Raw genomic sequence first — 22,508 nt, forward strand, 5'->3', positions numbered from 1 at the left:
CTTCAGTCGCTTCGTGGCTGGCGGAGCAGAATCGACCTGTCTGATCGGACAGGGTGGGTGCGGGCGGCACCAACCGGAAACGGCTGTTGCAGGTCGCGACCGCAGGTGTCCGACATGCTGCGGCGCACGATGCCCCATCGTCCAATTCCGCAGCGCAAGGCGGCGGCGCAGGATCGCGTCATCCGGCCACGTGCGCCGGCCAGGGAGTGGACCATGAAGCGTTTCGCGATGTGCGCGGTGGCGGTGTGCATGCTGTTCCTGTCGATCGGCGCCGCGCGCGCGGCCTGCGTCGACAGCGTGGTGCTGGTGCACGGCAATACCGGGAAACCCGCCGATTTCGACAACACCGTCGCCGAGCTGCAGCGGCGCGGCTATGCGTCGTCGCAGATCTTCCGGCCGAACTGGGGCAGCAAGACCTGCGCGGCCTGCAACGACCACAGCGGCAGCGAGGAGACGCCGGTCGAGAACGCGATCATCGACGCGATCGCGCTGTCGTGCACCGGAAAGATCGATGTCATCGGTCACTCGATGGGTGCGACGCTGTCCGCGCGGGTGATCGACCGCATCGCGGCGCGCGGCTACGTCGACAGCTTCGTCGGCATCGCCGGCGCGTTCCGGGGGCTCTGGAGCTGCGGCAGCTATCCGTTCAACGTCGTCACCAGCACCTGCGGTTACTGGGGGCTGTCGGTCGGCAGTCCATTGCTGAACGGGCTGTCCGGCAAGCGCTTCGGCGCGCGGATGCATTCGATCAAGTCCTGGAGCGACCAGGTGGTCTGCGCGACCGGTGTCTGCACCGTAGGCGGCGTCCACAGCTCGCAGATCGCCGGCGAGACCTCCAGCCTGAGCTTCGTCACCGGGCACTTCGGCCTGCTGACCGGGACCGCCTCGACCCAGGCCGACCTGATCCGCTGATCGGCGTGGTTCGCGGGCCACCGGGGCGGTGGGTATACATTTGATTTTCGATGGATTTCTGGCGGGGAAGGGGGCGGCTGGGGTAGTCTTGACGGTTCTTCCACGCCCCCAGAAACCGCCGTGTCCGCCGAGCCCGCCACCACCGAGCCCGCTGAGTCCGCTCAGTATTCGCCCCAGTCCATCGAAGCCGCCGCCCAGTCGTTCTGGCGCGACACCCGCGCCTTCGAGGTGACGGAGCTTGCGGACAAGCCCAAGTATTTCTGCCTGTCGATGCTGCCGTACCCGTCGGGCGCGCTGCACATGGGCCACGTGCGCAACTACACCATCGGCGACGTGATCAGCCGCTACAAGCGCATGACCGGCCACAACGTGCTGCAGCCGATGGGCTGGGACGCCTTCGGCCTGCCGGCCGAGAACGCCGCGATCAAGAACAAGACCGCGCCTGCGACCTGGACCTACGCCAACATCGAGCACATGCGCGGCCAGCTGCAGTCGCTGGGCTATGCGATCGACTGGTCGCGCGAGTTCGCCACCTGCCGCCCGGACTACTACGTCCACGAGCAGCGCATGTTCACCCGGCTGATGAAGAAGGGCCTGGTCTACCGCCGCAACTCGGTGGTGAACTGGGATCCGGTCGACCAGACCGTGCTCGCGAACGAGCAGGTCATCGACGGCCGCGGCTGGCGCTCGGGCGCGATCGTCGAGAAGCGCGAGATCCCGCAGTGGTTCCTGAAGATCACTGCCTACGCGCAGGAGCTGCTGGACGGCCTGGATACGCTGCCGGGCTGGCCGGATTCGGTGAAGACCATGCAGCGCAACTGGATCGGTCGCAGCGAGGGCCTGGAGATCCAGTTCCGCGTCGACGGCGAAGCCGAGCCGCTGACCGTCTACACCACGCGCCCCGACACCCTGATGGGCGTGACCTTCATCAGCATCGCCGGCGAGCATCCGCTGGCGCGCAAGGCTGCCGAGTCCAATCCCGAGCTGGCCGCGTTCCTGGCCGAGCTGCGCCAGGGCGGCGTGTCCGAGGCGGAGCTGGAGACCCAGGAAAAGCGTGGCATGGCCACCGGCCTGTGGGCGATCCATCCGGTCACCGGCGAAGACGTGCCGATCTACGTCGCCAACTTCGTGCTGATGGGCTATGGCACCGGCGCGGTCATGGCCGTGCCGGCGCACGACCAGCGCGATGCGGAATTCGCCAAGGCCTACGGCCTGCCGGTGAAGCCGGTGATCGTCTCGCCCGCAGTGCGCGACGCGCTGGCCGAGATCGCCTCGCACCTGAAGGATCACGACGACCCGATGGCGGTCGCGCTGGGCGCGCACGCGCCGGTCGACGTGGTCGAGATCGACGCCGCCGTGGCGGTGGTCCGCGAATACTTCGAGCGCATCGAGCAGGGTGTCGCGCACACCGAGCGCGGACTGCTGATCAACTCCGGCGAATACGACGGCCTGGATTTCGACGGCGCTTTGGATGCGCTGGCCGCGCGCTTCGAGGCCGAGGGCAAGGGCGCGCGCAAGGTCAACTTCCGCCTGCGCGACTGGGGCGTGAGCCGCCAGCGCTACTGGGGTTGCCCGATTCCGGTGATCTACTGCCCGAAGTGCGACGCGGTCCCGGTGCCCGAGGACCAGCTGCCGGTGCTGCTGCCGGAGGACGTGCAGGATGCGTTCGCCGCCGGCGTTGTGCTGTCGCCGATCAAGGCGGACCCGGAATGGCGCAAGACCACCTGCCCGCACTGCGGCGGCCCCGCCGAGCGCGAGACCGACACCTTCGACACCTTCATGGAGTCGAGCTGGTACTACGCCCGCTACACCTCGCCGGGCGCGGCCGACATGGTCGACGACCGCGCGAAATACTGGACGCCGGTCGACCAGTACATCGGCGGCATCGAGCACGCGATCCTGCACCTGCTGTACTTCCGCTTCTACCACAAGCTGCTGCGTGACGAAGGCCTGGTGGCCAGCGACGAGCCGGCGGTGAACCTGCTGTGCCAAGGTATGGTGATTGCGGAAACGTTCTATCGCGACAACGCGGATGGTTCGAAGGACTGGATCAATCCGGCCGATGTCGAGATCGAGCGCGACGACAAGGGCCGCATCGTCGGTGCCAAGTCGAAGTCCGACGGCGCCCCGGTGAAGATCGGTGCGGTCGAGAAGATGTCGAAGTCGAAGAACAACGGTGTCGACCCGCAGGCCATGGTCGACAGGTTCGGCGCCGACACCGTGCGCCTGTTCTCGATGTTCGCCGCGCCGCCGGAGCAGTCGCTGGAGTGGAACGAGGCCGGCGTCGAAGGCATGTCGCGCTTCCTGCGCCGCTTCTGGCGCGAGGTGACCACGCATGCCGCGCAGCCGGATCATCCGGAAGTCGACGTCGCCGCGCTGAACGCCGCGCAGAAGACCATGCGTCGCCAGCTGCACGAGGCGATCCAGAAGGTCGGCGACGACTACGGTCGACGCTACAGCTTCAACACCGCGATCGCGGCGCTGATGGAGCTGCTCAACCACGTCTCGAAGTTCGACGACATGAGCGAACAGGGCCGCGCCGTGCGCCATGAGACCCTGCAGACCATGGTCCTGCTGCTCAACCCGGTGACGCCGCACATCTGCCACCGGCTGTGGCAGGTGCTGGGCAATGCCGAGACGCTGCTGGAGGACGTGCCGTTCCCGCAGGCCGATTCCGCCGCGCTGGTGCGCGACGCGGTGACCCTGGCGGTGCAGGTCAACGGCAAGCTGCGCGGCACGATAGAGATTGGCGTGCAGACGCCGAAGGACGAGATCGAGGCCCTGGCCCTGGCCGAGCCGAACGTGCTCCGGTTCATGGAAGGCATGGCGGTGAAGAAGATCATCGTCGTACCCGGCAAGATCGTGAACATCGTGGCGGGGTGAATGACGCATGCACCCGGCGGGCCGCGCGCCCGCCGGTCGGCTTGCCCCCCGCGCGCCCCTCCCTCAGACTCCGCCCATGACCAGACTCCGCATCGCCTTCGGCCTCCTGCTCGCCCTCTCCACCGCCGGTTGCGGCTTCCACCTGCGCAACGCGCTGGAACTGCCGACCGATCTCGGCCCCGTCGCGGTGACCGCCCAGGATCCCTACAGCCCCCTGGCCTCGTCGCTGGCGCGCGCGCTGGAGCGTGCGGGTGCGGTGCCCGCGGCCACGACCGACCAGGCGACCCGGCTGGAGGTCCTGTCGGAGAAGTGGGTCGACATCCCGATCGCGATCGATGTCCAGGGCCGCGCCCAGGAATACAGCATGCGCTACGCCGTGGTGTTCCGCCTGCGCAAGGCCGACGACACCGTGATCGTGCCGCAGCAGGCGGTCGAGCTGTCGCGCGACTACATCGCCCCGCCCAGCGATTCCATCGGCAGCGGCAGCGAGCGCGAACTGCTGGCCAATGAAATGCGTCGCGAGATGAGCGCCTCGATCCTGCGTCGCGTGGATGCCGCGCTGCGTGGCGCTTCCGGCGCGTCAGGGTCCCGTCCCTGAGCCGCGGGCGCGCGGCCACACGATGGAACTCACGCCCGAACGCCTGATCGCGCAGCTGCCGAACGAGCCGCTGCGTCCCGTCTACCTGATCGCCGGTCCCGAGCCGCTGCGCGTGCTGGAGGCTGCCGATGCCGTGCGTGCCAGGGCGCGCGCCGACGGCATCGACGAGCGCGAGGTCTTCGACGCCGACGGCCGTGACGCGGACTGGAACCGGCTGGTGCAGAGCTTCGGCGCGATGAGCCTGTTCGCCTCGCGGCGCCTCATCGAAGTGCGCATGCCCTCGGCCAAGCCGGGCAAGGAAGGCGCCGAGGTCATTTCCGAGTTCTGCGCGCAGGCGCCGCAGGACGTGGTCCTGCTGATCACCGGCGACGACTGGAGCCGCCAGCACGGCGGCAAGTGGAGCGAGGCTGTCGCCCGCGTCGGCCACCACGCCATCGCCTGGGCGCTGAAGCCGCATGAACTCACCGAATGGGTCGAGCGTCGCCTGCGCGCGCGCGGCCTGCGCGCCGACCGCGACGCCGTCGAGCGCCTGGTCGAACGTGTCGAAGGCAACCTGCTCGCGGCAGGGCAGGAGATCGACAAGCTCGCCCTGCTGTCCGACGGCCAGCCGATCGACCTGGCGCGGATGGAGTCCTACGTCGCCGATGCCGCGCGCTTCGACATCTTCCGCCTGCTCGACGCGGCGTTGAACGGGCAGGGCGCACATGCGTTGCGCATGCTCCACGGCCTGCGCGCCGAGGGTGAAGCGGTGCCCGCGCTGATGGGCATGCTGGTGATGGAGCTGCAGCGCATCGCCGCGCTGGCCCGTGTGAACGCCAAGGGCGGCAACCTGGCCAGCGAGTTCAAGGCGCAGCGGGTCTGGGATTCGAAGCAGGCGGTCTACCGGCGGGCCCTGCAGCGCCACGATGCCGCGCGCTGGGAGGCCCTGCTCGCCGAGGCGGGGAAGGTTGACCGTATCGCCAAGGGCCGCCCGCGCATCGGCGAGGAGCCGGCGGACGCCTGGCTGGCCCTGGAGCGCCTGCTGCTGGCGATGTCCGAGCAGCGCGGCATGCAGTTGCTGGCGAAGCGGGCGGGCGGCTGATGTTTTCGGGTTCAGCGCAGCCCGGCGCCGCGTTGCCCAAGCGGCTCCGCGTGTTCTACGGCGGCACCTTCGACCCCGTGCACAACGGTCACTTGGCCATCGCCCGCGCTGTGCGCGAGGCGCTGGGCACTACGGTCTGGCTGATGCCCGCCGCCGATCCGCCGCATCGCGAGGCGCCGGGTGCGAAGGCCGAGGACCGCGCCGCGATGCTCGACCTCGCCATCGAGGGCCAGGCCGGGCTGCGCGTGGACAGGCGCGAGCTGGAGCGCTCCGCGCGCAGCGATGCGCCGAGCTACACCGTCGACACCCTGCGAGAGCTGCGCGCGAAATTCGGCGAGGACGCGCCGATCGCCTTCGTCATCGGCGCCGACAGCCTGCATGGCTTCGCCGGCTGGCGCGAGCCCGAGGCCCTGCTCGCCGGGGCGCACTGGGTCGTGGCCGAGCGCCCGGGCAGCGCGCTCGACGAACACCTGCCGCCGCCCGTGGCGCGGCTGGTCGCCGGTCGCTGGACCCTGGACGCCCATGCGCTGCGGACGACGCCCGGCGGCAAGGTGCTGCGCCTGCGCCAGCCGCTGCATCCGGAGTCGGCGACCCAGATCCGCCGCCGGATCGCCGCCGGGGAGACCTGGCACCATCTCCTGCCGCCGGCGGTCGCCCGCTGCATCGTCGAACGCGGCCTGTACGGCGCCACGCCCATCGTCCTGCCGCCGGCCCCGCCGCGTTGATCGCCCTGCCGTGCCCGCCCCGCAACGCGTGCCGTCCGTCGCCCCGGCAGGGGCCGGCATGGTCATCGCCTATAATCCCGGCCAGTTTCCGCGAGGATCGCTCTTGAGCAACAGCAACAACGCGCACGTCATCAAGACCGTGCTGCCCAAACCCGCCCCCTCGGTCGACGCCATGCTCCGCCAGGTGCGTGCCGGCGTCGAGGACCTGAAGGCCAAGGATGTCGTCGAGATCGACGTCCGCGGCAAGACCAGCGTCTGCGACTGGATCGTCATCGCCTCGGGCACCTCCACCCGCCACGTCAAGTCGATCGCCGACGAAGTGGTGCGCAAGGTCAAGGACCTCGATGTGCTGCCGCTGGGCGTCGAAGGCGAGCGCGAGGCCGAATGGGTCCTCGTCGACCTCGGCGATGTCGTGGTCCACGTCATGTTGCCGCGCGTGCGCGAGTTCTACGCGCTGGAGCGGCTGTGGACGGTGGGCGACCAGCCGCCGGACGCGGAAGAGGCCTGAGCCACGCATGCAGCGCACCCACGTCACCACCGCGCTGGAACTGCCCGGACAGCCGATCCTGCGCAATTACGGCGTGGTGCGCGGCCTGACCGTGCGTTCGCGCTCGGTGGTCGGCAACTTCCTTGCCGGCATCCAGACGATCTTCGGCGGCGACATCAGCCTGTATCGCGAACTCTGCGAACAGGCGCGTCGCGATGCGTTCGACCAGATGTGCCGCGAAGCGGATCGCATGGGCGCCAACGCGATCATCGGCGTCCGCTACGACGCCACCGAAGTGATGGCCGGCGTCACCGAAGTGCTGTGCTACGGCACTGCGGTGCGCGTCACCGAACTGCCGACGCCGCAGGCCTGATCCGCGTTTCCGGTCTGACGGGCCGCGCATCCCTGCGCGACCCATCCATGTCATCGAAACTCAGAGCGGGCCCTTCCACCACGGCCCGGTGATCGCGAACGTGATCCCCGGGGACTGCAGGTTCACGAACAGCGTGCGCCCGAACGGGTCCCAGCACGCGCCGCAGAATTCGCTGTCGCGATAGTCGCCTTCGGTCACGGTCTTGCCGGCGTCGGCGATCTGCGATGCGGTGAGTTCCACGTCGTTCTTCGCGAAATGGAAGCACTGGCCGTCGCGGGTCAGGCCGACCAGGCGCGCGCCGTTGCCGTTGCCGTCCGGGCTTTCGCCGCCGTCCTCGCAGAGCAGCACGCCGCCGCGCGGGCTGACGGTCACGTTGTCGGGATTGTTCGCGGCCAGTTGATTGCCGCTGACGAACAGCGCGGTCATGCGCATCTGCGCCAGGTCCAGCACCCACACCGCGCCTTCGCCGCGACCGCGACGTCCGCGCTCGTCGACGCCGGTGCTGGTGTCGACGATGAACAGCTTGCCTTGCGCGTACCAGATGCCTTCGCCGCGACTCATGCGCAGCGCGCCGGCGCTCCATGCCTGCGCGAACGGGCCGCTGAGGGTCTCGCTAGCGGAGATGTCGGGGAATCCGGCGGGCGCGACAATGCCGTCGAGGTCCGGATCGGGCACGTCCACCCATTCCAGTGCGTAGCTGTCGCCGATCGCGGCGACGATCAGGTCGGCATTGGGCTTGCCCTTCACGCGCGCGGCCTGCAGGCGACCACCCCGCTCGAGCGCGCCCGGGCGCGGGCGGCGGTCATTCGGGATGTAGCGGTACAGGCCGGACTTGTTGCGGTCGTCCTCGGTGAGATAGACGAAGCCGGTGACCGGGTCGATGGCCACGGCTTCGTGGCTGAAGCGGCCCATGTCGACGATCGGCGTCGGGCGGGTGAGCTCGGCGCGCGGGTTCACCTCGAACACGTAGCCGTGCTTCCGACCCGTGGATGACACGGCGTTGGTCTTGATCTCCTCGCAGGTCAGCCAGGTGCCCCACGGCGTCGGGCCGCCGGCGCAGTTGACCAGCGTGCCGCCGAGGCTGGCTTCCGCGCCCAGCCATTCGCCGTCGCGATACCACAGGTTGGTGGTGCCGCCGCCGGACAGCGCGCCGTTGCCGCCGCCGATGTCGCCGCTGTCGTAGATCGCGGGCGCCTGGATCTGCGTGCCGGCACCGCGCTCATGGTTGCGCACCAGCACCAGCGCCGGACCACGGCCCTTGCAGATGCCCGGATGGTCGAACTGGAAGCCGAAGCGGCCCTGGCCGCGCATCGCAGCCATGCCGTCGTGACGGTCGGGCGTGGGCTGGCCGTCGCTCATGCGGTCGCCGCTCCAGCCGTAGCTGGCGTAGCGGAAGCCAGGCGGCAGGCGCAGCAGCGGCAGGCCGGTGCTGTCGTCCTTCACCGGCGCCAGCGCGCCGTAGGGATTGGGGATCGGCGCGAGCCGCGTGGGGTCGCCCAGCGTGCGGGCTTCGGCCTGGCGCGAATGCAGTGCGCCGAGCGCACCGGTGGCGCCCAGCGCCATCGCGGCTGCGGAGCCCTTCACGAGGTTGCGGCGGAGATCATCGATTGCGTCCTTCTCGATCGTGGTCATCGTCTGTCCTGGCGGAAAGCGGGGGAGCCCCGCACGCTAGGCGACGCGTGTCACCGCACCGTGACGGCGAGGTGACAGCCGATGTCATCGATCGTCATCGATCACGATCGACGCCGTGCCGCGTCAGCCGAGCACCACCGGCGCCAGCCATTCGCCGGCGAGCGTGATCGCGACGATGCCGAACAGGTTCAGCCACAGGCCCACGCGGATCATCTGCCGCATCTTCACCGCGCCGGTGCCGTAGGCGATGGCGTTCGGCGCGGTGCCGGCGGGCATCATGAACGCGAGGCTGGCCGACATCGAGGCGCAGAACACCAGCACCAGCGGCGGCAGCCCGGTCGCGACCGAGACCGCGCCGACCACCGGCAGGAACGCGGCCAGCGTCGCCACGTTCGACATGAATTCCGAGGCGAACACGGTCAGCGTCGCCAGCAGCAACAGCACCAGGATCGGCGGCAGCGTGCGCATGCCCGACAACGCGTCGCCCAGCCAGCCGCTGACGCCATGCGCTTCCATCGCCGCGGCCACGCTCAGGCCGCCGCCGAACAGCAGCGCCACGCCCCAGGGAATGCGTTCGGCGGTCTTCCAGTCCAGCAGCCGGCGCGACGGATTCGCGGCGTCGCCGGACGGGATCGCGAACAGCAGCAGTGCGCCGGCGATCGCGATCACCGTGTCGTTGAGCCCCGACAGTCCGTCGATCTTCTTCAGCAGAGGCGCGAACATCCACGCCAGCGCGACCAGCGCGAAGACGATGAGCACGCGGCGCTCGGGCGTCGACATCGGCCCGAGCGCACGCCGTCGGGCGTCGAGCATGCGCGCCACGTCCGGATTGGCGGCGTGACCGCGCAACGGGCGCGAGAGCAGCCACCAGCAGGCCAGCAGCATCACCACCATCAGCGGCAGCGCGATGATCATCCACTGCGCGAAACCGAGGTCCAGGCCTTCCTTGCGCAGGTAGCCCATCGCGACCAGGTTGGTCGGCGACCCCACCGGCGTGCCGATGCCGCCGATCGAGGCGCCGTAGGCGACCATCAGCACCAGCGCTGCGGTCAGCGGCGCCGCCTGCTCGCGGTCGTGGCCGCTGGAGTGCGCGATCGCCTGCGCCACGCCCAGCGCCATCGGCACCAGCATCATCGTGGTCGCGGTGTTCGAGATCCACATCGACAGCAGGCAGGCGGCCAGCGCGAAGCTGCCGACCAGCGCCACCGGGCGCGTGCCGACCGCCGCGATCATCGCCAGCGCGATGCGCTCGTGCAGCCGCCAGTGTTCGATCGCCACCGCGATGATGAAGCCGCCGATGAACAGGAACACGATCGGGTCGGCGTAGGCGCCGGTGGCGTCGCCCATCGGCACGATCCCGAACAGCGGAAGCCACACCATCGGCAGCAGGGATGTCGCCGCGATCGGCACCGGTTCGGTGACCCACCACACGACCATCCACGCCAGCACCGCGAGCGTGTGCCAGCCCGGGCCCGGCAGGCCTTCGGGTGGCCCGATCAGCAGCATCAGCACGGCCAGCGCGGGACCGAGCAGGGCGCCGATCTTCGTGCCCAGCGGGCCAATGCCGGACGTCTCTGCGGGCGCTTCGGCGGGAGCGGGCGGCGTGTCCGGTGCGGCGGCGGTCATGGCAGAGCGGCGTCCCTGTGCGGCGATCCGCGCATGGTACAGGCGCGACGGGCACGGCCGGCCGCTACCATGACGGCATGAAAGCACGCCTCATCGCCGTCGGCGAACGCGCCCCCGCCTGGGTCGCCGAAGGATTCGCCGAATACCGCAAGCGCCTGTCGCACTGGCTGCCGCTGGACCTGGTCGAGATCGAGCCCGGCCTCCGTGGCAAGGGCCGCGATGCCGCCCGCGCCACCGCCGACGAGGGCGCGCGGGTGCTCGCGGCGCTGCCGAAGTCGGCGCATGTGATCGCCCTCGACGGTCGTGGCCGCATGCACAGCTCCGAACAACTGGCGCAGCGGCTGGAACACTGGCGCAACGGCGGACGCGACCTGGCCTTCCTGATCGGCGGCCCCGAAGGCCACGCGCCCGAGGTCATCGCCCGCGCCGACGAGCTGTGGTCGCTCGGTCCGCTGACCTTGCCGCACATGCTGGTACGGCTGGTGCTGGCCGAGCAGGTCTATCGCGCCGCCGCGCTGCTGGCCAACCATCCCTACCACCGCGCCTGACGGTGCGCCTGGCATCGAGGCATCGCCCGGCGCTGCAGGCGCATCCGGTGGCGAAAACGGCCTGAAAGCGTGATGATCGTCGCCTCTTCACCGTGATCCGGCTCGGGTGGATGAGGTCGATCGACGATTGGCCCGATCCATGGCGACGGCAGTCACGGTTTTCATCTTCGTTCGCTGGCTTCATGCGCCCATTGCTGCGCTGCCGCAGCAGCCAGACCACCGTCGCCGGATCGCCCCCGCGGCCCTGCGACGTCCCCCGTTCAGAGCGAGATCCAGGCGCGCGACGACGCGCGACCCGGGCGAGAGGTGAGATGCCATGCCACTGTTCCCGATGTCCCCGCTGTCGGCCGTATTGCCCGCGCGCCTGTTCCGCCCGGCCCTGATCGGCCTGATCGCAGGCGCCTCGACCCTGAGTGCCTGTACCGCCGATTCCGCCTCGCGCCAGGCCGCCGCCGCAGCCCCTGCCGCGACCTCCTCGCCGGCCGAGTCGACCGACCCCGTGCGTCCGCGTCCGCAGCCCTGGGCGGGGCGTCCCGTCGCCGCTGCTCCCAGCCTGCAGGCCGACCAGCAGGTGCTGGCCGCCGCGCTCGGCCCGCGCGTGATCAAGCCGCTGATGCCGGCCGCCGAACTGCATGGGGTCGTCGAGGTCCGCCTGCATCCGGTCGAAGGCGTGGCCGCCGGCAGCGAACAGCTCATCACCTTCGGCGTGCCGTTCCCGCGCGGTTCGATCACCCAGGCCGGGCTGTCGAAAGTGCGCGTGCTCGATGCGCGCGGCCAGGAGATCCCGGCCTTCGTCGAACAGCTCACGCCCTGGCGTCACATCAACAACGCCGCGCTCGACAACACCTCGGTGCGCGTGGCGCGCATCCAGATCCGCCGCGCGCTCGGCGTGGTCCATCCGAATGCCGAGACCATCCGCGTCGAATGGGGCTTCAGCGACCGCACCCAGTCGCGTCCCTCGCTGGAGAACCCGCGCAACGGCTGGCAGGCGGTGACCACGGGCAGCTTCATCGCCGGCGACGGCGTGTCCGAGCCGCGCGTCTACGCGGTGCTGCCTTCTTCGGTGCTGAGCAAGGGGCTGCTGCGCCTCGGTCCGATGCGTCCGTTCCACCAGGACATCGCCGCGACACGCGACGATCCCGCCGTGATGGATGCGACCGAGCACTATCCGGAATACCGCGAGCAGATGTTCGCTTCGAAGAACTTCTTCTACGCGCACATCAACGAGGACGATCCGCGCGTCACCACCGCCAACCAGACGCCGTACAAGGCCGCCGAGGGCGAGCCGTGGCTGTACGACCGCGTGTCAGCGTTCCATGGCCTGTATTTCCGCAGCGGCACCTTCAAGGCGCTGCGCGAATCGGTGCGCGCCGGCGAGTACTACCGCGTGAACCTCTATCCCGAGGGCACCACGCCGAACAGCGCGGTCGGCACCTTCCGTCTGAAAAATCCCAATCCGTCCGGCTACATCGGCGCGAACGGCGCGATGTACAGCTATCCGGAAGGCCTGGCGTATTCGCACTGGACCACCGGCGACGATCTGTCGAAGGACGGCGCGCGGCTCGCCGCGAAGGCGCAGCAGGACGCCAACGACGAACCCGACCGCTGGTCGACCGGCAGCAGCTATACCGAGCGTCACGTCGGCATCAAGCTGTCGGGCATGGTCGTCGGCTACGAGCTGTTCGGCGACGTGCCCTACAAGGCCGGCGCTGCGCAGACGTATCGCGAGCGCGTCGTCACACTCACCACCAACCTGATCTGGCACCAGAACGGCGCCGGTGGCGCGCTGCCGGCGAACCGCGTCGACGGAGGCCTGTGGAAGTACGGCAGCCAGGAGGGCAACGGCCCCAGCGCCAGCCTGCTGGTCAGCTTCTGGCAGACGCCCTTCGTGATCGATCCGATGGTGCGCGCCTACGTGCTCACCGACAACGCCGAGATCGCGCACTTCATCCGTCGCACCGGCAACGCGCTGAAATACGGCGCGAAGTCCTACTCGCCTGCGCAGCGCGATGTCTACACGAACGTGCCCGAGAACCTGCGCCTGGTCGACTACGTGACCCTCGTCGACGGTTCGACCTACGCTGCCGATGGCGCAGGCCCGGAGCATGCGCTGTCGGTCGGCGGCGCGATGGCCTGGGCGTATTACTTCAGCCGCCTGACGGGGCAGCCCGACGCCACGCTCGCCGAGGCCGCGAACGAGCTCTATCGCACCTACGACTACGAAACCAACGAGTGGACGCGCCCGGCCGGCCCGGCCAGCGGGCTGAGCGCGTACCGCAACTCGCCGTGGCGCCGCTACAACTGGACCTACAAGACCAGCGGCAGCCTGTCGTGGTGCCTGTCGGACGTGCGCTGGATCACTGATTGATCCAGCGATTCAACCGCCAATCGAATCGCCGGCCGAACCACCGGCGTCGCGCCCGTCAGGGCGCGGCGTACCGCGGGTAGTCCGTGTAGCCCTTCGCGTCCCAGGTGTAGAACGTGGCCTGGTCGGGTTCGGCGAGCGGCAGGCCGTCGCGGATCCGCTCGGGCAGGTCCGGATTGGAGATGAAGGGCTTGCCGAAGGCGACGGCGTCGAGCTTGCCCGCCGCGATCGCTGCCTCGGCTTCGTCCGCGTCGTAGCCCATGTTGCCGATCAGCACGCCACCGAAGGCCTCGCGCGCCGGCGTCATCACGTCGCCGCTCTGCTGGCCGAAGAAATCGCCGCGCATCACGTGCCAATAGGCCAGGTCGAAGTCGTTCAGGCGCTTGCCGAGCCAGCGCACCAGGCCTGCCGGATCGCTGTCGCGCATGTCGTTGTAGCTGTTGAGCGGCGAGACGCGCAGGCCCACGCGATGGCTGCCCCACACGCCGCAGACCGCTTCCAGCACCTCCAGCAGCAGGCGTGCGCGGTTCGCGATCTCGCCGCCATACGGGCCGCTGCGCAGGTTGGTGCCGTCGCGGAGGAATTCGTCGAGCAGGTAGCCGTTCGCGCCATGCACTTCCACGCCATCGAAACCCGCCGCCTTGGCATTGCGCGCGGCATGGGCGAATCCTTCGACGATGCCGGGCAGTTCCGCATCGTCAAGCACGCGCGGCACCACGTAATCGACCTTGCCCTTCGGCGTGTACACCTGGTCGTTCTCGATGCGCAGCGCGCTGGGCGCGACCGGCTGCGCGCCGTCGTTGAGGTCTGGATGGCAGGCGCGACCGCCGTGCCAGATCTGCAGGACGATCCGGCCGCCTGCGGCGTGCACGGCGTCGGTCACCCGCTTCCAGCCGGCGACCTGCGCCTCGCTGTGGATGCCGGGCTCGCGCCAGAACGCGGAGTTGTTCGGCATCGCCATCGTCGCTTCGGCGATGATCAGGCCGGCGCTGGCGCGCTGGGCGTAGTACTCGGCGATCAGCGCGCCCGGGACATGGTCATCCTCGGCGCGGCAGCGGGTCAGAGGCGCCATCAGGATGCGGTTCGGCAGATGCAGGTCGCCTGCCTGGAGCGGCGTGAACAGTGCGGTCATCGGAAGGGTCCGTGGGAGGGATGATCATGAGTGTCTCAGGCAACGATCCGCGCATCCATGCCTGATTCGATGCGTCCATGGAACGGATATCCGCGCCGCGCCGGATAAAAAACGCCGCCGGTCCTGCGACCGGCGGCGAATGCGCCGAGGGGCTCTCACTTCATCGCACACACAGATCGCGCACCGATCACACACAAACAGAGGGGCTGGCTTGCGGACGTCGCGCGGCGGCGTCAGCCGCGGGTCAGGGTGAAACTCACCGGGACGATGCCGTAGACCTGGATCGCCTGGCCGTCCTTGATCGCCGGCTTGAACTTCCACTTGCGCAGTACCTGGCGCCGCGCCGCGTCGTCGAGCCTGCGATGGCCGCTGCTGCGCTCGATCTCCACCGACAGCGGCGAGCCGTCCACGTCCACCAGCACCTTCAGCATCACCGTGCCTTCCAGCTCGCGGCCCAGTGCCTCCGGCGGATAGGCCGGTGCCGGTGCCGAGGCGTATTCCAGGCGCGTGCTCGGCTGCGGGCCGGGATTCGGCGGGCTGATCGGGTCGGTGTCGATCACCGGATCGGCCGGCGGCACGTAATCGGTGCCGCCATCGACCACGGGCGCTTCGGACTGGGTCTGCACCTGCGTCTGCGGTTGCGTGCGGACCGGCTGCGTCGGTGTGGTGGTGGGGATCGTCTTCTGTACCGGGACTTCGGGAGGTGTCGGAGGTGGTGGCGTGGGACGATCCGGGATGACGAAGATGTCATCGATGACATCTTCTGCAATCGTGCCCATCGGTGCCGACACCGGCACCAGCAGCAACATCAGCGCGGCAGCGTTGAGGGTGATCGCGCCGGCGATGCCCAGCACGCGCGCGGGCTGGATGCGGGCGATGGCGTCGTGCAGTCCATGTGCACTGGGGTGGCGTTGGGTCAGGACCATGGGGCACCTCCGTCGGTTGGGACAGCGATGCAAACGTGCCCGCGCGATGCGCGGGGTTGCGTCCGATGAAAAATTTTCCCTCTCGATCGATGTCCGTTTTCCGTATCGAATGGCGAGGCCGCAAACGACGACACCCGCCTTGCGGCGGGTGTCGTGGGTGTTGCATGCGATGGGTCGAATTACTTGCCGAGTTCGAACACCACGTTGACAGTGGCCGACAGCGAGGTTTCGCCCGGCGACACCGGCGTGTCCTGCGCCTCGGCCATCGCCATCTTCATCATCGGCATCGGGCGCGGCGGCTGGAAGTCGCCGCCTTCGCTGATGCTGACGATGCGGCGCACGCGCAGGCCGAGCGCCTTGGCGTACATCTCGGCGCGATCCTGCGCCTTCTTCAGCGCGTTGCGGCGGGCTTCGTCGTAGGCCGATTCGGGCTGGTCGATCTCGAAGTTCGGGCCGTTGACCTGGTTGGCGCCGCTGGCGACCAGGGCGTCGAGCACCTTGCCGAGCTTGCCGATGTCGCGAACCTTGAGGTTCACGGTGTTGCTGGCCTGGTAGCCGGTGATCGTCGGCGGCTGGTTCTCGGCGTAGCGGTACTGCGGCTGGATGCTGATGCCGCTGGTCTGGATGTCGCGCTCGGCGATCCCGGCGGCCTTCACTGCGGCCATGACCTTGTTCATCTGCTCGGCGTTGGCCTTCAGCGCGGAGTTGGCATCGGCGGACTGGGTGACCACGCCGGTGGACAGCGTGGCGATGTCGGGCACGCGGCTGGCGCTGGCGTCGGCGCTGATCTGGAGCAGGGTGCCGTCGGTGGCGACGCTGGGGGTCTGTGCGGAAGCGGTCATGGCGGGGCCCGTGGCGAGAAGTCCGGTGAAAGCGGCGGCGAGCGCGAAGGCGAGGACGCGGGGCAGGGCGAGGGGGAAGGCGGAGCGTCGTACCATCTTGGGTCTCCTTGTGGGTGGGCCGGGGAGTGAACGTCCTGTGAGCCCGGTCGGGGTTGTCCATGTTCCCGTACGGGTGGTGACGCTGCGCAGGGTATCCTACCCGCATGCTGCATCTCGCCTCGAAATCACCCCGCCGTCGCGAATTGTTAAGGATGCTCGGACTCGACTTCGGCATCCTCGACCTCGACATTCCCGAACACCCCGCCGCTGGCGAACCGCCGGAGGACTACGTCCGCCGGGTCGCGCGCGAAAAGGCCGGCGCCGGCCTGCTGAAGGTCGTCGGTCAGCCTGACGCCTTGGTCCTGGGCGCGGATACAGAGGTGATCCTCGGCGACCGCATCTACGGCAAGCCCGCCGATGCCGCCGATGCCGCCGACATGCTGCGCAGCCTGTCCGGGCGCACGCATCGGGTGATCTCGGCGCTGTCGCTGGTCTCGGCCGGACGCGAGCTGCATGCGGTGTCCGAGTCGGAAGTGCGCTTCGCCGAACTGTCCGATGCCGACATCGCCGCCTACCTCGCGACCGGCGAATGGGATGGCAAGGCGGGCGCCTACGCCATCCAGGGCATGGCCCAGGCCTTCGTCGCGCATCTGTCCGGCAGCCAGTCCGGGGTGATGGGACTGCCGCTGTTCGAGACCGCGCGCCTGCTGCGCGAATTCGGCCTGTTCCCGCCTTCGGGCGCGTCCCGCCGCATGGAGGCCGCGCCATGACCGAGGAGATCCTGGTCAACGTCACCCCGCGCGAGACCCGCGTTGCGGTGGTCGAGAACGGCATGCTGCAGGAACTGCACATCGAGCGCGGCTGGCGCCGAGGCGTGGTCGGCAACATCTACAAGGGCAAGGTGCAGCGGGTGATGCCCGGCATGCAGGCGGCCTTCGTCGAGATCGGCCTGGATCGCGCCGCATTCCTGCACGCCAACGACATCTTCCGTTCCGCCATCGCGCCGGTCATCGATACCGCGCTGGCGGCCACCGAGCCGCCGCTGGAGCAGGACGGCGCCGCGACCGCGCCGCCTGCCGTGGTGCCGCAGGCGAACGGCAACGGCAATGGCAACGGGCATGCGCCGGTGCCGCCGATCACCGAACTGCTGCGCGAAGGCCAGGAAATCGTGGTCCAGGTGGTCAAGGATCCGATCGGCAGCAAGGGTGCGCGGCTCACCACGCAGATCAGCATTCCGTCGCGCTACCTCGTGCTGCTCCCGCAGTCGAAGGTGATCGGCGTGTCCTCGCGCATCGAGGACGAGGCCGAGCGCCAGCGCCTGAAGTCGCTGGTGTCCGCGCAGGCCAGCGCCGATGCCTCCGCCGGACAGCCGCAGCACGGCTACATCGTGCGCACCAATGCCGAAGGCCAGCCTGCCGAAGCCATCGCCGAGGACATCGCCTATCTCGGCCGTGCGCTTGCGCTGATCGAGAACAACGTACGCACGGCCCGCGTCGGCCACTGCGTGTACGAAGACCTGACCCTGCCGATGCGCGCGGTGCGCGACCTGATCCGCCGCGACGTGGAGAAGGTGAAGGTCGATTCGCGCGAGACCTGCGACCGCCTGCGCACCTTCGCTGCGCAGTACATGCCGGGTCTGGCCGAGAAGATCGAGCACTACAGCGGCGCGCGCCCGGTGTTCGACCTGTACGGCGTGGAGGACGAGATCCAGCGCGCGCTCGACAAGGAGGTGCCGCTGAAGTCCGGCGGCTACCTGGTCATCGACCAGACCGAGGCGATGACCACGGTCGACGTGAACACCGGTTCGTTCCTCGGCCAGCGCAACCTCGAAGAGACCGTCTACCGCACCAACCTGGAAGCGGCGCAGGCCGTCGCGCGGCAACTGCGCCTGCGCAACCTCGGCGGGATCATCATCATCGACTTCATCGACATGGTCGATCCCGAGCATCGCCGCCAGGTGCTGCGCACGCTGGAGAAGTCGCTGGCGCGCGACCACGCCAAGACCACGGTCTACGACTTCTCGCCGCTGGGCCTGGTCGAGATGACGCGCAAGCGCACCATCGAGAGCCTGCAGCGCCAGCTCAGCGAACCCTGCCACGAGTGCGGTGGCCGCGGCACGCTCAAGACCGCCGAGACCGTGACCTACGAGATCTTCCGCGAGATCACCCGCGCGGTGCGCCAGTTCGAGGCCGCACGCCTGCTGGTGATCGCCTCGCCGAAAGTGGTCGCGCGCATCACCGACGAGGAGTCCGCCGCCGTCGCCGAACTGGAGGAATTCCTGGGCAAGACCATCCGCTTCCAGGCGGACGAGCAGTACACCCAGGAGCAGTTCGATGTCGTGCTGCTCTGAGCATGACGTCGTCCGCTGCCGGGATCGGTGGGCGGACGCGGGAGCTCGCGGCTGATGCCGACATCCTGGCGCCGTCGCCTGCGCCTGGCGCGTCGTGGCCTGTGGTACGTCACCGCAGTGTCTCTGGTGCTGCTCGCGCTGGTCGCGGGCATCGTCAGCCAGGTGCTGCCGATGGCCGAGCGTCATCCCGACAGGATCGCCGCCTGGCTGAGCGCGCGCGCCGGCCGGCCGGTGACGTTCGATACCGTGGAAACGGCCTGGACGCGGCGCGGTCCGCTGCTGCGCCTGGATGGCCTGCGCGTGGGCGCGGGCAAGGACGCGGTGTCGATCGGCGCGGCCGAGATCCTCGTCTCGCAGTACGCCGGGCTGCTGCCCGGTCGCTCGTTCACCGAACTGCGCGTGCGCAATCTCGCGCTGACCCTGGAGCGTGCCGATGACGGGCGCTGGCAGGTGCGCGGCCTGCCCGGGCAGGCGCAGACCGAGGATCCGCTGAGCGCGCTGGAAGGCCTGGGCGAGCTGCAGGTCATCGATGCGCGACTGGGCATCTCCGCGCCGTCGCTGGGCATCGAAACCACCCTGCCCGAAGTGGACGTGCGCCTGCAGGTGAGCGGCGAGCGCGTGCGCGCCGGCCTCCGCGCGTGGCGCAAGCCCGGCGTCGCGCCGCTGGACGCGGTGCTGGATTTCGATCGCGAACGCGGCGATGGCCGTCTCTACGCGGCGGCCAAGCGCACCGACCTGTCGGTCTGGTCGTCGCTGCTGCGCGTCGGTGGCGTGACCATCGATGCCGGTCGTGGGTCGGCCGAAGCCTGGGCCACCGTGCAGCGTCGCCAGGTGACTGCGATCGCCGTCGAAGGCGACCTGCGCGACGTGCGTCTGCGCGGCAGCGCATCGGGCGATGGACGCGCTGCGCCGGTGGCTGCGTTCGCGCGGCTGCAGGCGCTGGCGCACTGGCGCATGCGTCCTGACGGTTGGCGGCTCGAAGCCTCGGAACTGCAGGTGCATGCCGGGCAGGACGATCGACCGCAGGTGCTCGACGGCCTGGTCCTGGCGGGCGGCGCCCAGTACGGCTTGCGTGCGGAACGCATCGACGCGGGCCCGCTGTTCGCGGTGGTCGCGCTGAGCGACCGGCTCGATCCGGGTCTGCGTCGCTGGATGCTCGCGGCGAAGCCCGGTGCCGTGCTCGAAGGCGTGCGCGTCGGCGGCGTGCGCGGTGGTGCCATGCGTGCCGAGGCGACGATCCGCGACCTGCACTTCGACAGTGTCGGCCACACGCCGGGCCTGGACGATTTCGGCGCCCGCCTGCTGGGCGACGCCAACGGCTACACGCTGCATTTCGATCCGAAGACCCCGATGCGCTTCCTGTGGCCGACCGGATTCGGTGCGCCGCACGTGGTGCGCCTGGGCGGCGATGCGGCACTGTGGCGCGACGAAACCGTCGGCTGGCGCGTGGCCACGCCCGCGCTGCGCATCGACGGCGTCGGTTACGGCGCCGATGTCCGCGGCGGCCTGTGGTTCCAGGGCGACGGTACGCGTCCGGTGATCGATCTCGCCGCCGACATCCACGATGCGCACGTGCCGGTCGCGAAACGCTTCTGGCCGAAACACGTGATGTCGCCGCAGGTCGTGCGCTGGCTGGACACCGCGCTCATCGATGGCACGGTGGCCGGTGGTCGCGCCGTGGTCAGCGGCGATCTCGACCACTGGCCGTTCAAGCCGCACGACGGCAAGCCCGCGCCCGGCGTGTTCGACGCGCGCGCCACGCTTCGCGGCGCGGTGATCCACTTCCAGCCCGACTGGCCGGAGGCGACGCGCATGGATGCCGACGTGGCGTTCATCGGCAACGGTTTCACCGTGGGCGGCAAGGCGGCGCTGGCCGAGGTCGGCATACGCGAGTTCAGCGCGGGCATCGCCGACTACGGCGACGCGCTGCTCGGCATCGATGCGCGCGCCGATGCCGATGCCGCGCAGTTCCTTGATCTGCTCAAGCGCAGTCCGCTGCAGCGTGAGCACGGCGCGACCTTCGCCAAGCTGTCCGCCAGCGGGCCGGCGTCGACGCGGTTCTCGCTGCGCATGCCGCTGAAGCAGCAGGGCGCGCGAGGCCGCATCGACGGCCAGATCGACCTGCGTGGCGTGCGCCTGGCGGAAAGCGAATGGAAGCTCGCCTTCACCGGCGTGCAGGGCACCGGACGCTACGACCAGGATGGGTTCGACGCAGAAGGCCTGCGCGCCCAGTACGACCGCCAGGACGGGCGCCTGTCGCTGCGCGCGGGACCGGGTCACGTCCGCGATCGCAGGCAGGGCTTCGAGGCCGAACTCGATGTCTCGATGACCACCGACGACCTGCTCGAGCGCAGCGCCGATCTGGCCTGGCTGAAGCCGCATGTCGGCGGACGCTCGCGCTGGACGGCGGCGATCTCGATTCCGTCGTCGGCGCTCTCCGGGGCATCGACGCCGGCCGGTGCCGCCGCGCGTTCGCCGCTGGCGGGCGTGTCCCGCCTGCAGCTGCGTTCCGACCTCGTGGGGACCACGCTCGCCCTGCCGGCGCCGCTGGACAAGGCCGCCGGTGTCGCGCTGCCGAGCACCATCGATCTGGCCCTGCCGGTCGAGAAGGGCGACATCGGCATCGCCCTGGGCCAGCGCATGGCCCTGCGGGCCCGCCACGTGCAGGGGCAACTGGGCATTCGCGCCGCGTTCGGCACGGATCGCGTCGACGAGGCGCCGCCGGCGTCGGGACTGGCGCTGGGTGGCCGGGCCTCGACGCTGGATGCGCTGGGCTGGGTCGTGCTGATGCGCGGCGGCAGCAGCGGCAGCGGCAGCGGTCTGGCCCTGCGTCGCGTCGATGTCGTCGCCGACCGCCTCCTCCTGCTCGGCGCGCAGTTCCCCGACACCCGCCTGCAACTGTCGCCTGCAGGTCCGCTGCTCAACGCGCAGCTCGACGGCCCGGCGCTGGCTGGCACGCTGCAATTGCCCGAAGGCGAGGGCGGCACGATCGCCGGCCGCCTGCAGCGCCTGCACTGGCGGGCCGCGCCGGCCGTGGCCGCCGTCTCGTCCGCGCCGGCCACCGGCGACTTCAACCCCGCCAGCGTGCCGGCGATCCAGCTGCGCGTCGACGACCTGCGCCTGGGCGCGGCGGCGCTGGGCGAAGCGCAGTTCCGTTCGCGTCCCACCGCCAGCGGCATGGAGATCGTGCAGTTCCAGACCCGTGCGCCGAAGCGTCGACTCGACGTCACCGGGGAGTGGGCCGGTCGCGGCGCCGCTGCACGCACGCGTCTTTCAGCGACGCTCGGCAGCGAGGATTTCGGTGCGCTGCTGACCGACGCCGGCCTGGGCGGGCGCATCGCCGGCGGCAAGGGCGAGATGCGCTTCGATGCGGCCTGGCCCGGCACGCCGATGGCCTTCCAGCTCGGGTCGCTGGAAGGCAGCCTCAAGGTCGCGGTGAAGGATGGTCGACTGGTCGAGATCGAGCCGGGCGGCACCGGCCGCGTGCTCGGCCTGCTAAGCGTGGCCCAGCTGCCGCGCCGCCTGACCCTGGATTTCCGCGATTTCTTCTCGAAGGGCTTCGCCTTCAACCGCTTCGAGGGCATCGTGCAGTTCGCCGGCGGCAGCGCGCGCAGCGACGATCTCGCCATCGACGGTCCCGCCGCCACGATCAACATCCGCGGTGCGGCGAACCTGCGCGCGCAGACCTTCGACCAGACCATCGAAGTACTGCCCAAGGCCGGCAACCTGCTTACTGCGGTCGGTGCGATCGCCGGCGGCCCTGTGGGGGCGGCGGTCGGCGCGGTCGCCAATGCCGTGCTGCAGAAGCCATTGGGCCAGGCCACGGCCAAGAACTACCGCGTCACCGGGCCCTGGAAGGATCCCAAGGTCGAGGTGATCGAGCGCACCCCCGCGCGACCCGCACCGAACTCCGGCTGATCGCGGCCGGTTGATCGCGACCGGTTGATCCAGGCGACCCGCGTCGCCATCTCATTCCTGCAGTCCCGCCC

Annotated in this window: 17 protein-coding genes; 12 read left to right on the forward strand and 5 right to left on the reverse strand. The window is 69.8% G+C overall.

Features of this window, described 5'->3' with window-relative positions:
* Window positions 1–213: 213 nt before the first annotated feature.
* The 7 genes from ACFQ0E_RS12265 to ACFQ0E_RS12295 all read left to right on the forward strand — a co-directional run bounded on the left by ACFQ0E_RS12265 (window position 214) and on the right by ACFQ0E_RS12295 (window position 7,059).
* A complete protein-coding gene (locus ACFQ0E_RS12265) occupies window positions 214–912 on the forward strand; it encodes an alpha/beta fold hydrolase (protein WP_386824211.1) in 699 nt (232 codons plus the stop codon).
* A gap of 120 nt (window positions 913–1,032) precedes the next feature.
* The gene (leuS, locus tag ACFQ0E_RS12270) at window positions 1,033–3,795 is read left to right on the forward strand and encodes a leucine--tRNA ligase (protein ID WP_386824213.1); all 2,763 of its coding nucleotides are present in this window, start codon (window positions 1,033–1,035) and stop codon (window positions 3,793–3,795) included.
* A gap of 76 nt (window positions 3,796–3,871) precedes the next feature.
* Window positions 3,872–4,393: an LPS-assembly lipoprotein LptE gene (locus ACFQ0E_RS12275; RefSeq protein WP_386824215.1), complete on the forward strand. Its 522-nt coding sequence runs from the start codon at window positions 3,872–3,874 to the stop codon at window positions 4,391–4,393.
* A gap of 22 nt (window positions 4,394–4,415) precedes the next feature.
* Window positions 4,416–5,474: a DNA polymerase III subunit delta gene (gene holA, locus ACFQ0E_RS12280; protein WP_386824217.1), complete on the forward strand. Its 1,059-nt coding sequence runs from the start codon at window positions 4,416–4,418 to the stop codon at window positions 5,472–5,474.
* Window positions 5,474–6,199: a nicotinate-nucleotide adenylyltransferase gene (gene nadD / locus ACFQ0E_RS12285; protein ID WP_386824219.1), complete on the forward strand. Its 726-nt coding sequence runs from the start codon at window positions 5,474–5,476 to the stop codon at window positions 6,197–6,199. The genes holA and nadD overlap by 1 nt, the downstream gene beginning before the upstream one ends.
* 103 nt (window positions 6,200–6,302) lie before the next feature.
* Window positions 6,303–6,707, forward strand: a complete 405-nt coding sequence (rsfS, locus tag ACFQ0E_RS12290) for a ribosome silencing factor (RefSeq protein WP_386824220.1) — start codon at window positions 6,303–6,305, stop codon at window positions 6,705–6,707.
* Between the two features lie 7 nt (window positions 6,708–6,714).
* Window positions 6,715–7,059 (forward strand): YbjQ family protein, encoded by a 345-nt coding sequence (locus ACFQ0E_RS12295; protein WP_386824222.1) that lies wholly within the window; start codon window positions 6,715–6,717, stop codon window positions 7,057–7,059.
* Window positions 7,060–7,119: 60 nt separating this feature from the next.
* Here ACFQ0E_RS12295 and ACFQ0E_RS12300 read toward each other — a convergent pair whose 3' ends face one another.
* On the reverse strand, window positions 7,120–8,691 hold the full coding sequence (locus tag ACFQ0E_RS12300) for an alkaline phosphatase PhoX (RefSeq protein WP_386824224.1): 1,572 nt from the start codon (window positions 8,689–8,691) through the stop codon (window positions 7,120–7,122).
* A 123-nt stretch (window positions 8,692–8,814) separates the two neighbouring features.
* Window positions 8,815–10,317, reverse strand: coding sequence for an SLC13 family permease (locus ACFQ0E_RS12305; RefSeq protein WP_386824226.1), 1,503 nt, complete (start codon window positions 10,315–10,317; stop codon window positions 8,815–8,817).
* Between the two features lie 77 nt (window positions 10,318–10,394).
* Between ACFQ0E_RS12305 and rlmH the strand changes: the two genes are divergently transcribed.
* A complete protein-coding gene (gene rlmH, locus ACFQ0E_RS12310) occupies window positions 10,395–10,865 on the forward strand; it encodes a 23S rRNA (pseudouridine(1915)-N(3))-methyltransferase RlmH (protein ID WP_137851093.1) in 471 nt (156 codons plus the stop codon).
* A gap of 316 nt (window positions 10,866–11,181) precedes the next feature.
* Window positions 11,182–13,233 (forward strand): hypothetical protein, encoded by a 2,052-nt coding sequence (locus ACFQ0E_RS12315; protein WP_386824228.1) that lies wholly within the window; start codon window positions 11,182–11,184, stop codon window positions 13,231–13,233.
* Window positions 13,234–13,288: 55 nt separating this feature from the next.
* Here ACFQ0E_RS12315 and ACFQ0E_RS12320 read toward each other — a convergent pair whose 3' ends face one another.
* The 3 genes from ACFQ0E_RS12320 to ACFQ0E_RS12330 form a co-directional block, all read right to left on the reverse strand.
* On the reverse strand, window positions 13,289–14,362 hold the full coding sequence (locus tag ACFQ0E_RS12320; protein ID WP_386824230.1) for an alkene reductase: 1,074 nt from the start codon (window positions 14,360–14,362) through the stop codon (window positions 13,289–13,291).
* 233 nt (window positions 14,363–14,595) lie between these two features.
* Entirely contained in the window at window positions 14,596–15,288 is a 693-nt protein-coding gene (locus tag ACFQ0E_RS12325) for an energy transducer TonB (RefSeq protein ID WP_386824232.1), read from the reverse strand.
* Between the two features lie 179 nt (window positions 15,289–15,467).
* Window positions 15,468–16,130 carry an SIMPL domain-containing protein gene (locus ACFQ0E_RS12330; protein ID WP_386824753.1) on the reverse strand — a complete coding sequence of 221 codons (663 nt, stop codon included), beginning with the start codon at window positions 16,128–16,130 and terminating at the stop codon, window positions 15,468–15,470.
* A 203-nt stretch (window positions 16,131–16,333) separates the two neighbouring features.
* Here ACFQ0E_RS12330 and ACFQ0E_RS12335 point away from each other — a divergent pair, with 203 nt between their 5' ends.
* The 3 genes from ACFQ0E_RS12335 to ACFQ0E_RS12345 are packed head-to-tail and all read left to right on the forward strand — an operon-like array spanning window position 16,334 to window position 22,437.
* Window positions 16,334–16,939, forward strand: coding sequence for a Maf family protein (locus tag ACFQ0E_RS12335; RefSeq protein ID WP_386824234.1), 606 nt, complete (start codon window positions 16,334–16,336; stop codon window positions 16,937–16,939).
* Complete coding sequence (locus tag ACFQ0E_RS12340; RefSeq protein ID WP_386824236.1) at window positions 16,936–18,519, forward strand: Rne/Rng family ribonuclease; 1,584 nt, start codon at window positions 16,936–16,938, stop codon at window positions 18,517–18,519. The genes ACFQ0E_RS12335 and ACFQ0E_RS12340 overlap by 4 nt, the downstream gene beginning before the upstream one ends.
* 54 nt (window positions 18,520–18,573) lie before the next feature.
* Window positions 18,574–22,437: a YhdP family protein gene (locus ACFQ0E_RS12345; RefSeq protein WP_386824238.1), complete on the forward strand. Its 3,864-nt coding sequence runs from the start codon at window positions 18,574–18,576 to the stop codon at window positions 22,435–22,437.
* Window positions 22,438–22,508 lie beyond the last annotated feature (71 nt).

This window comes from Lysobacter brunescens (genome assembly GCF_042677005.1).
GTDB classification, from domain to species: Bacteria; Pseudomonadota; Gammaproteobacteria; order Xanthomonadales; family Xanthomonadaceae; genus Lysobacter_I; species Lysobacter_I brunescens.

Excerpts from the sequence above, each read along its gene's own strand:
- ACFQ0E_RS12265 (WP_386824211.1), top strand. The coding sequence starts at position 214 with ATGAAGCGTTTCGCGATGTGCGCGGTGGCGGTGTGCATGCTGTTCCTG.
- ACFQ0E_RS12275 (WP_386824215.1), top strand. The coding sequence starts at position 3,872 with ATGACCAGACTCCGCATCGCCTTCGGCCTCCTGCTCGCCCTCTCCACC.
- holA (WP_386824217.1), top strand. The coding sequence starts at position 4,416 with ATGGAACTCACGCCCGAACGCCTGATCGCGCAGCTGCCGAACGAGCCG.
- nadD (WP_386824219.1), top strand. The coding sequence starts at position 5,474 with ATGTTTTCGGGTTCAGCGCAGCCCGGCGCCGCGTTGCCCAAGCGGCTC.
- ACFQ0E_RS12295 (WP_386824222.1), top strand. The coding sequence starts at position 6,715 with ATGCAGCGCACCCACGTCACCACCGCGCTGGAACTGCCCGGACAGCCG.
- ACFQ0E_RS12300 (WP_386824224.1), bottom strand. The coding sequence starts at position 8,691 with ATGACCACGATCGAGAAGGACGCAATCGATGATCTCCGCCGCAACCTC.
- ACFQ0E_RS12305 (WP_386824226.1), bottom strand. The coding sequence starts at position 10,317 with ATGACCGCCGCCGCACCGGACACGCCGCCCGCTCCCGCCGAAGCGCCC.
- rlmH (WP_137851093.1), top strand. The coding sequence starts at position 10,395 with ATGAAAGCACGCCTCATCGCCGTCGGCGAACGCGCCCCCGCCTGGGTC.
- ACFQ0E_RS12315 (WP_386824228.1), top strand. The coding sequence starts at position 11,182 with ATGCCACTGTTCCCGATGTCCCCGCTGTCGGCCGTATTGCCCGCGCGC.
- ACFQ0E_RS12320 (WP_386824230.1), bottom strand. The coding sequence starts at position 14,362 with ATGACCGCACTGTTCACGCCGCTCCAGGCAGGCGACCTGCATCTGCCG.
- ACFQ0E_RS12325 (WP_386824232.1), bottom strand. The coding sequence starts at position 15,288 with ATGGTCCTGACCCAACGCCACCCCAGTGCACATGGACTGCACGACGCC.
- ACFQ0E_RS12330 (WP_386824753.1), bottom strand. The coding sequence starts at position 16,130 with ATGACCGCTTCCGCACAGACCCCCAGCGTCGCCACCGACGGCACCCTG.
- ACFQ0E_RS12335 (WP_386824234.1), top strand. The coding sequence starts at position 16,334 with ATGCTGCATCTCGCCTCGAAATCACCCCGCCGTCGCGAATTGTTAAGG.
- ACFQ0E_RS12340 (WP_386824236.1), top strand. The coding sequence starts at position 16,936 with ATGACCGAGGAGATCCTGGTCAACGTCACCCCGCGCGAGACCCGCGTT.
- ACFQ0E_RS12345 (WP_386824238.1), top strand. The coding sequence starts at position 18,574 with ATGCCGACATCCTGGCGCCGTCGCCTGCGCCTGGCGCGTCGTGGCCTG.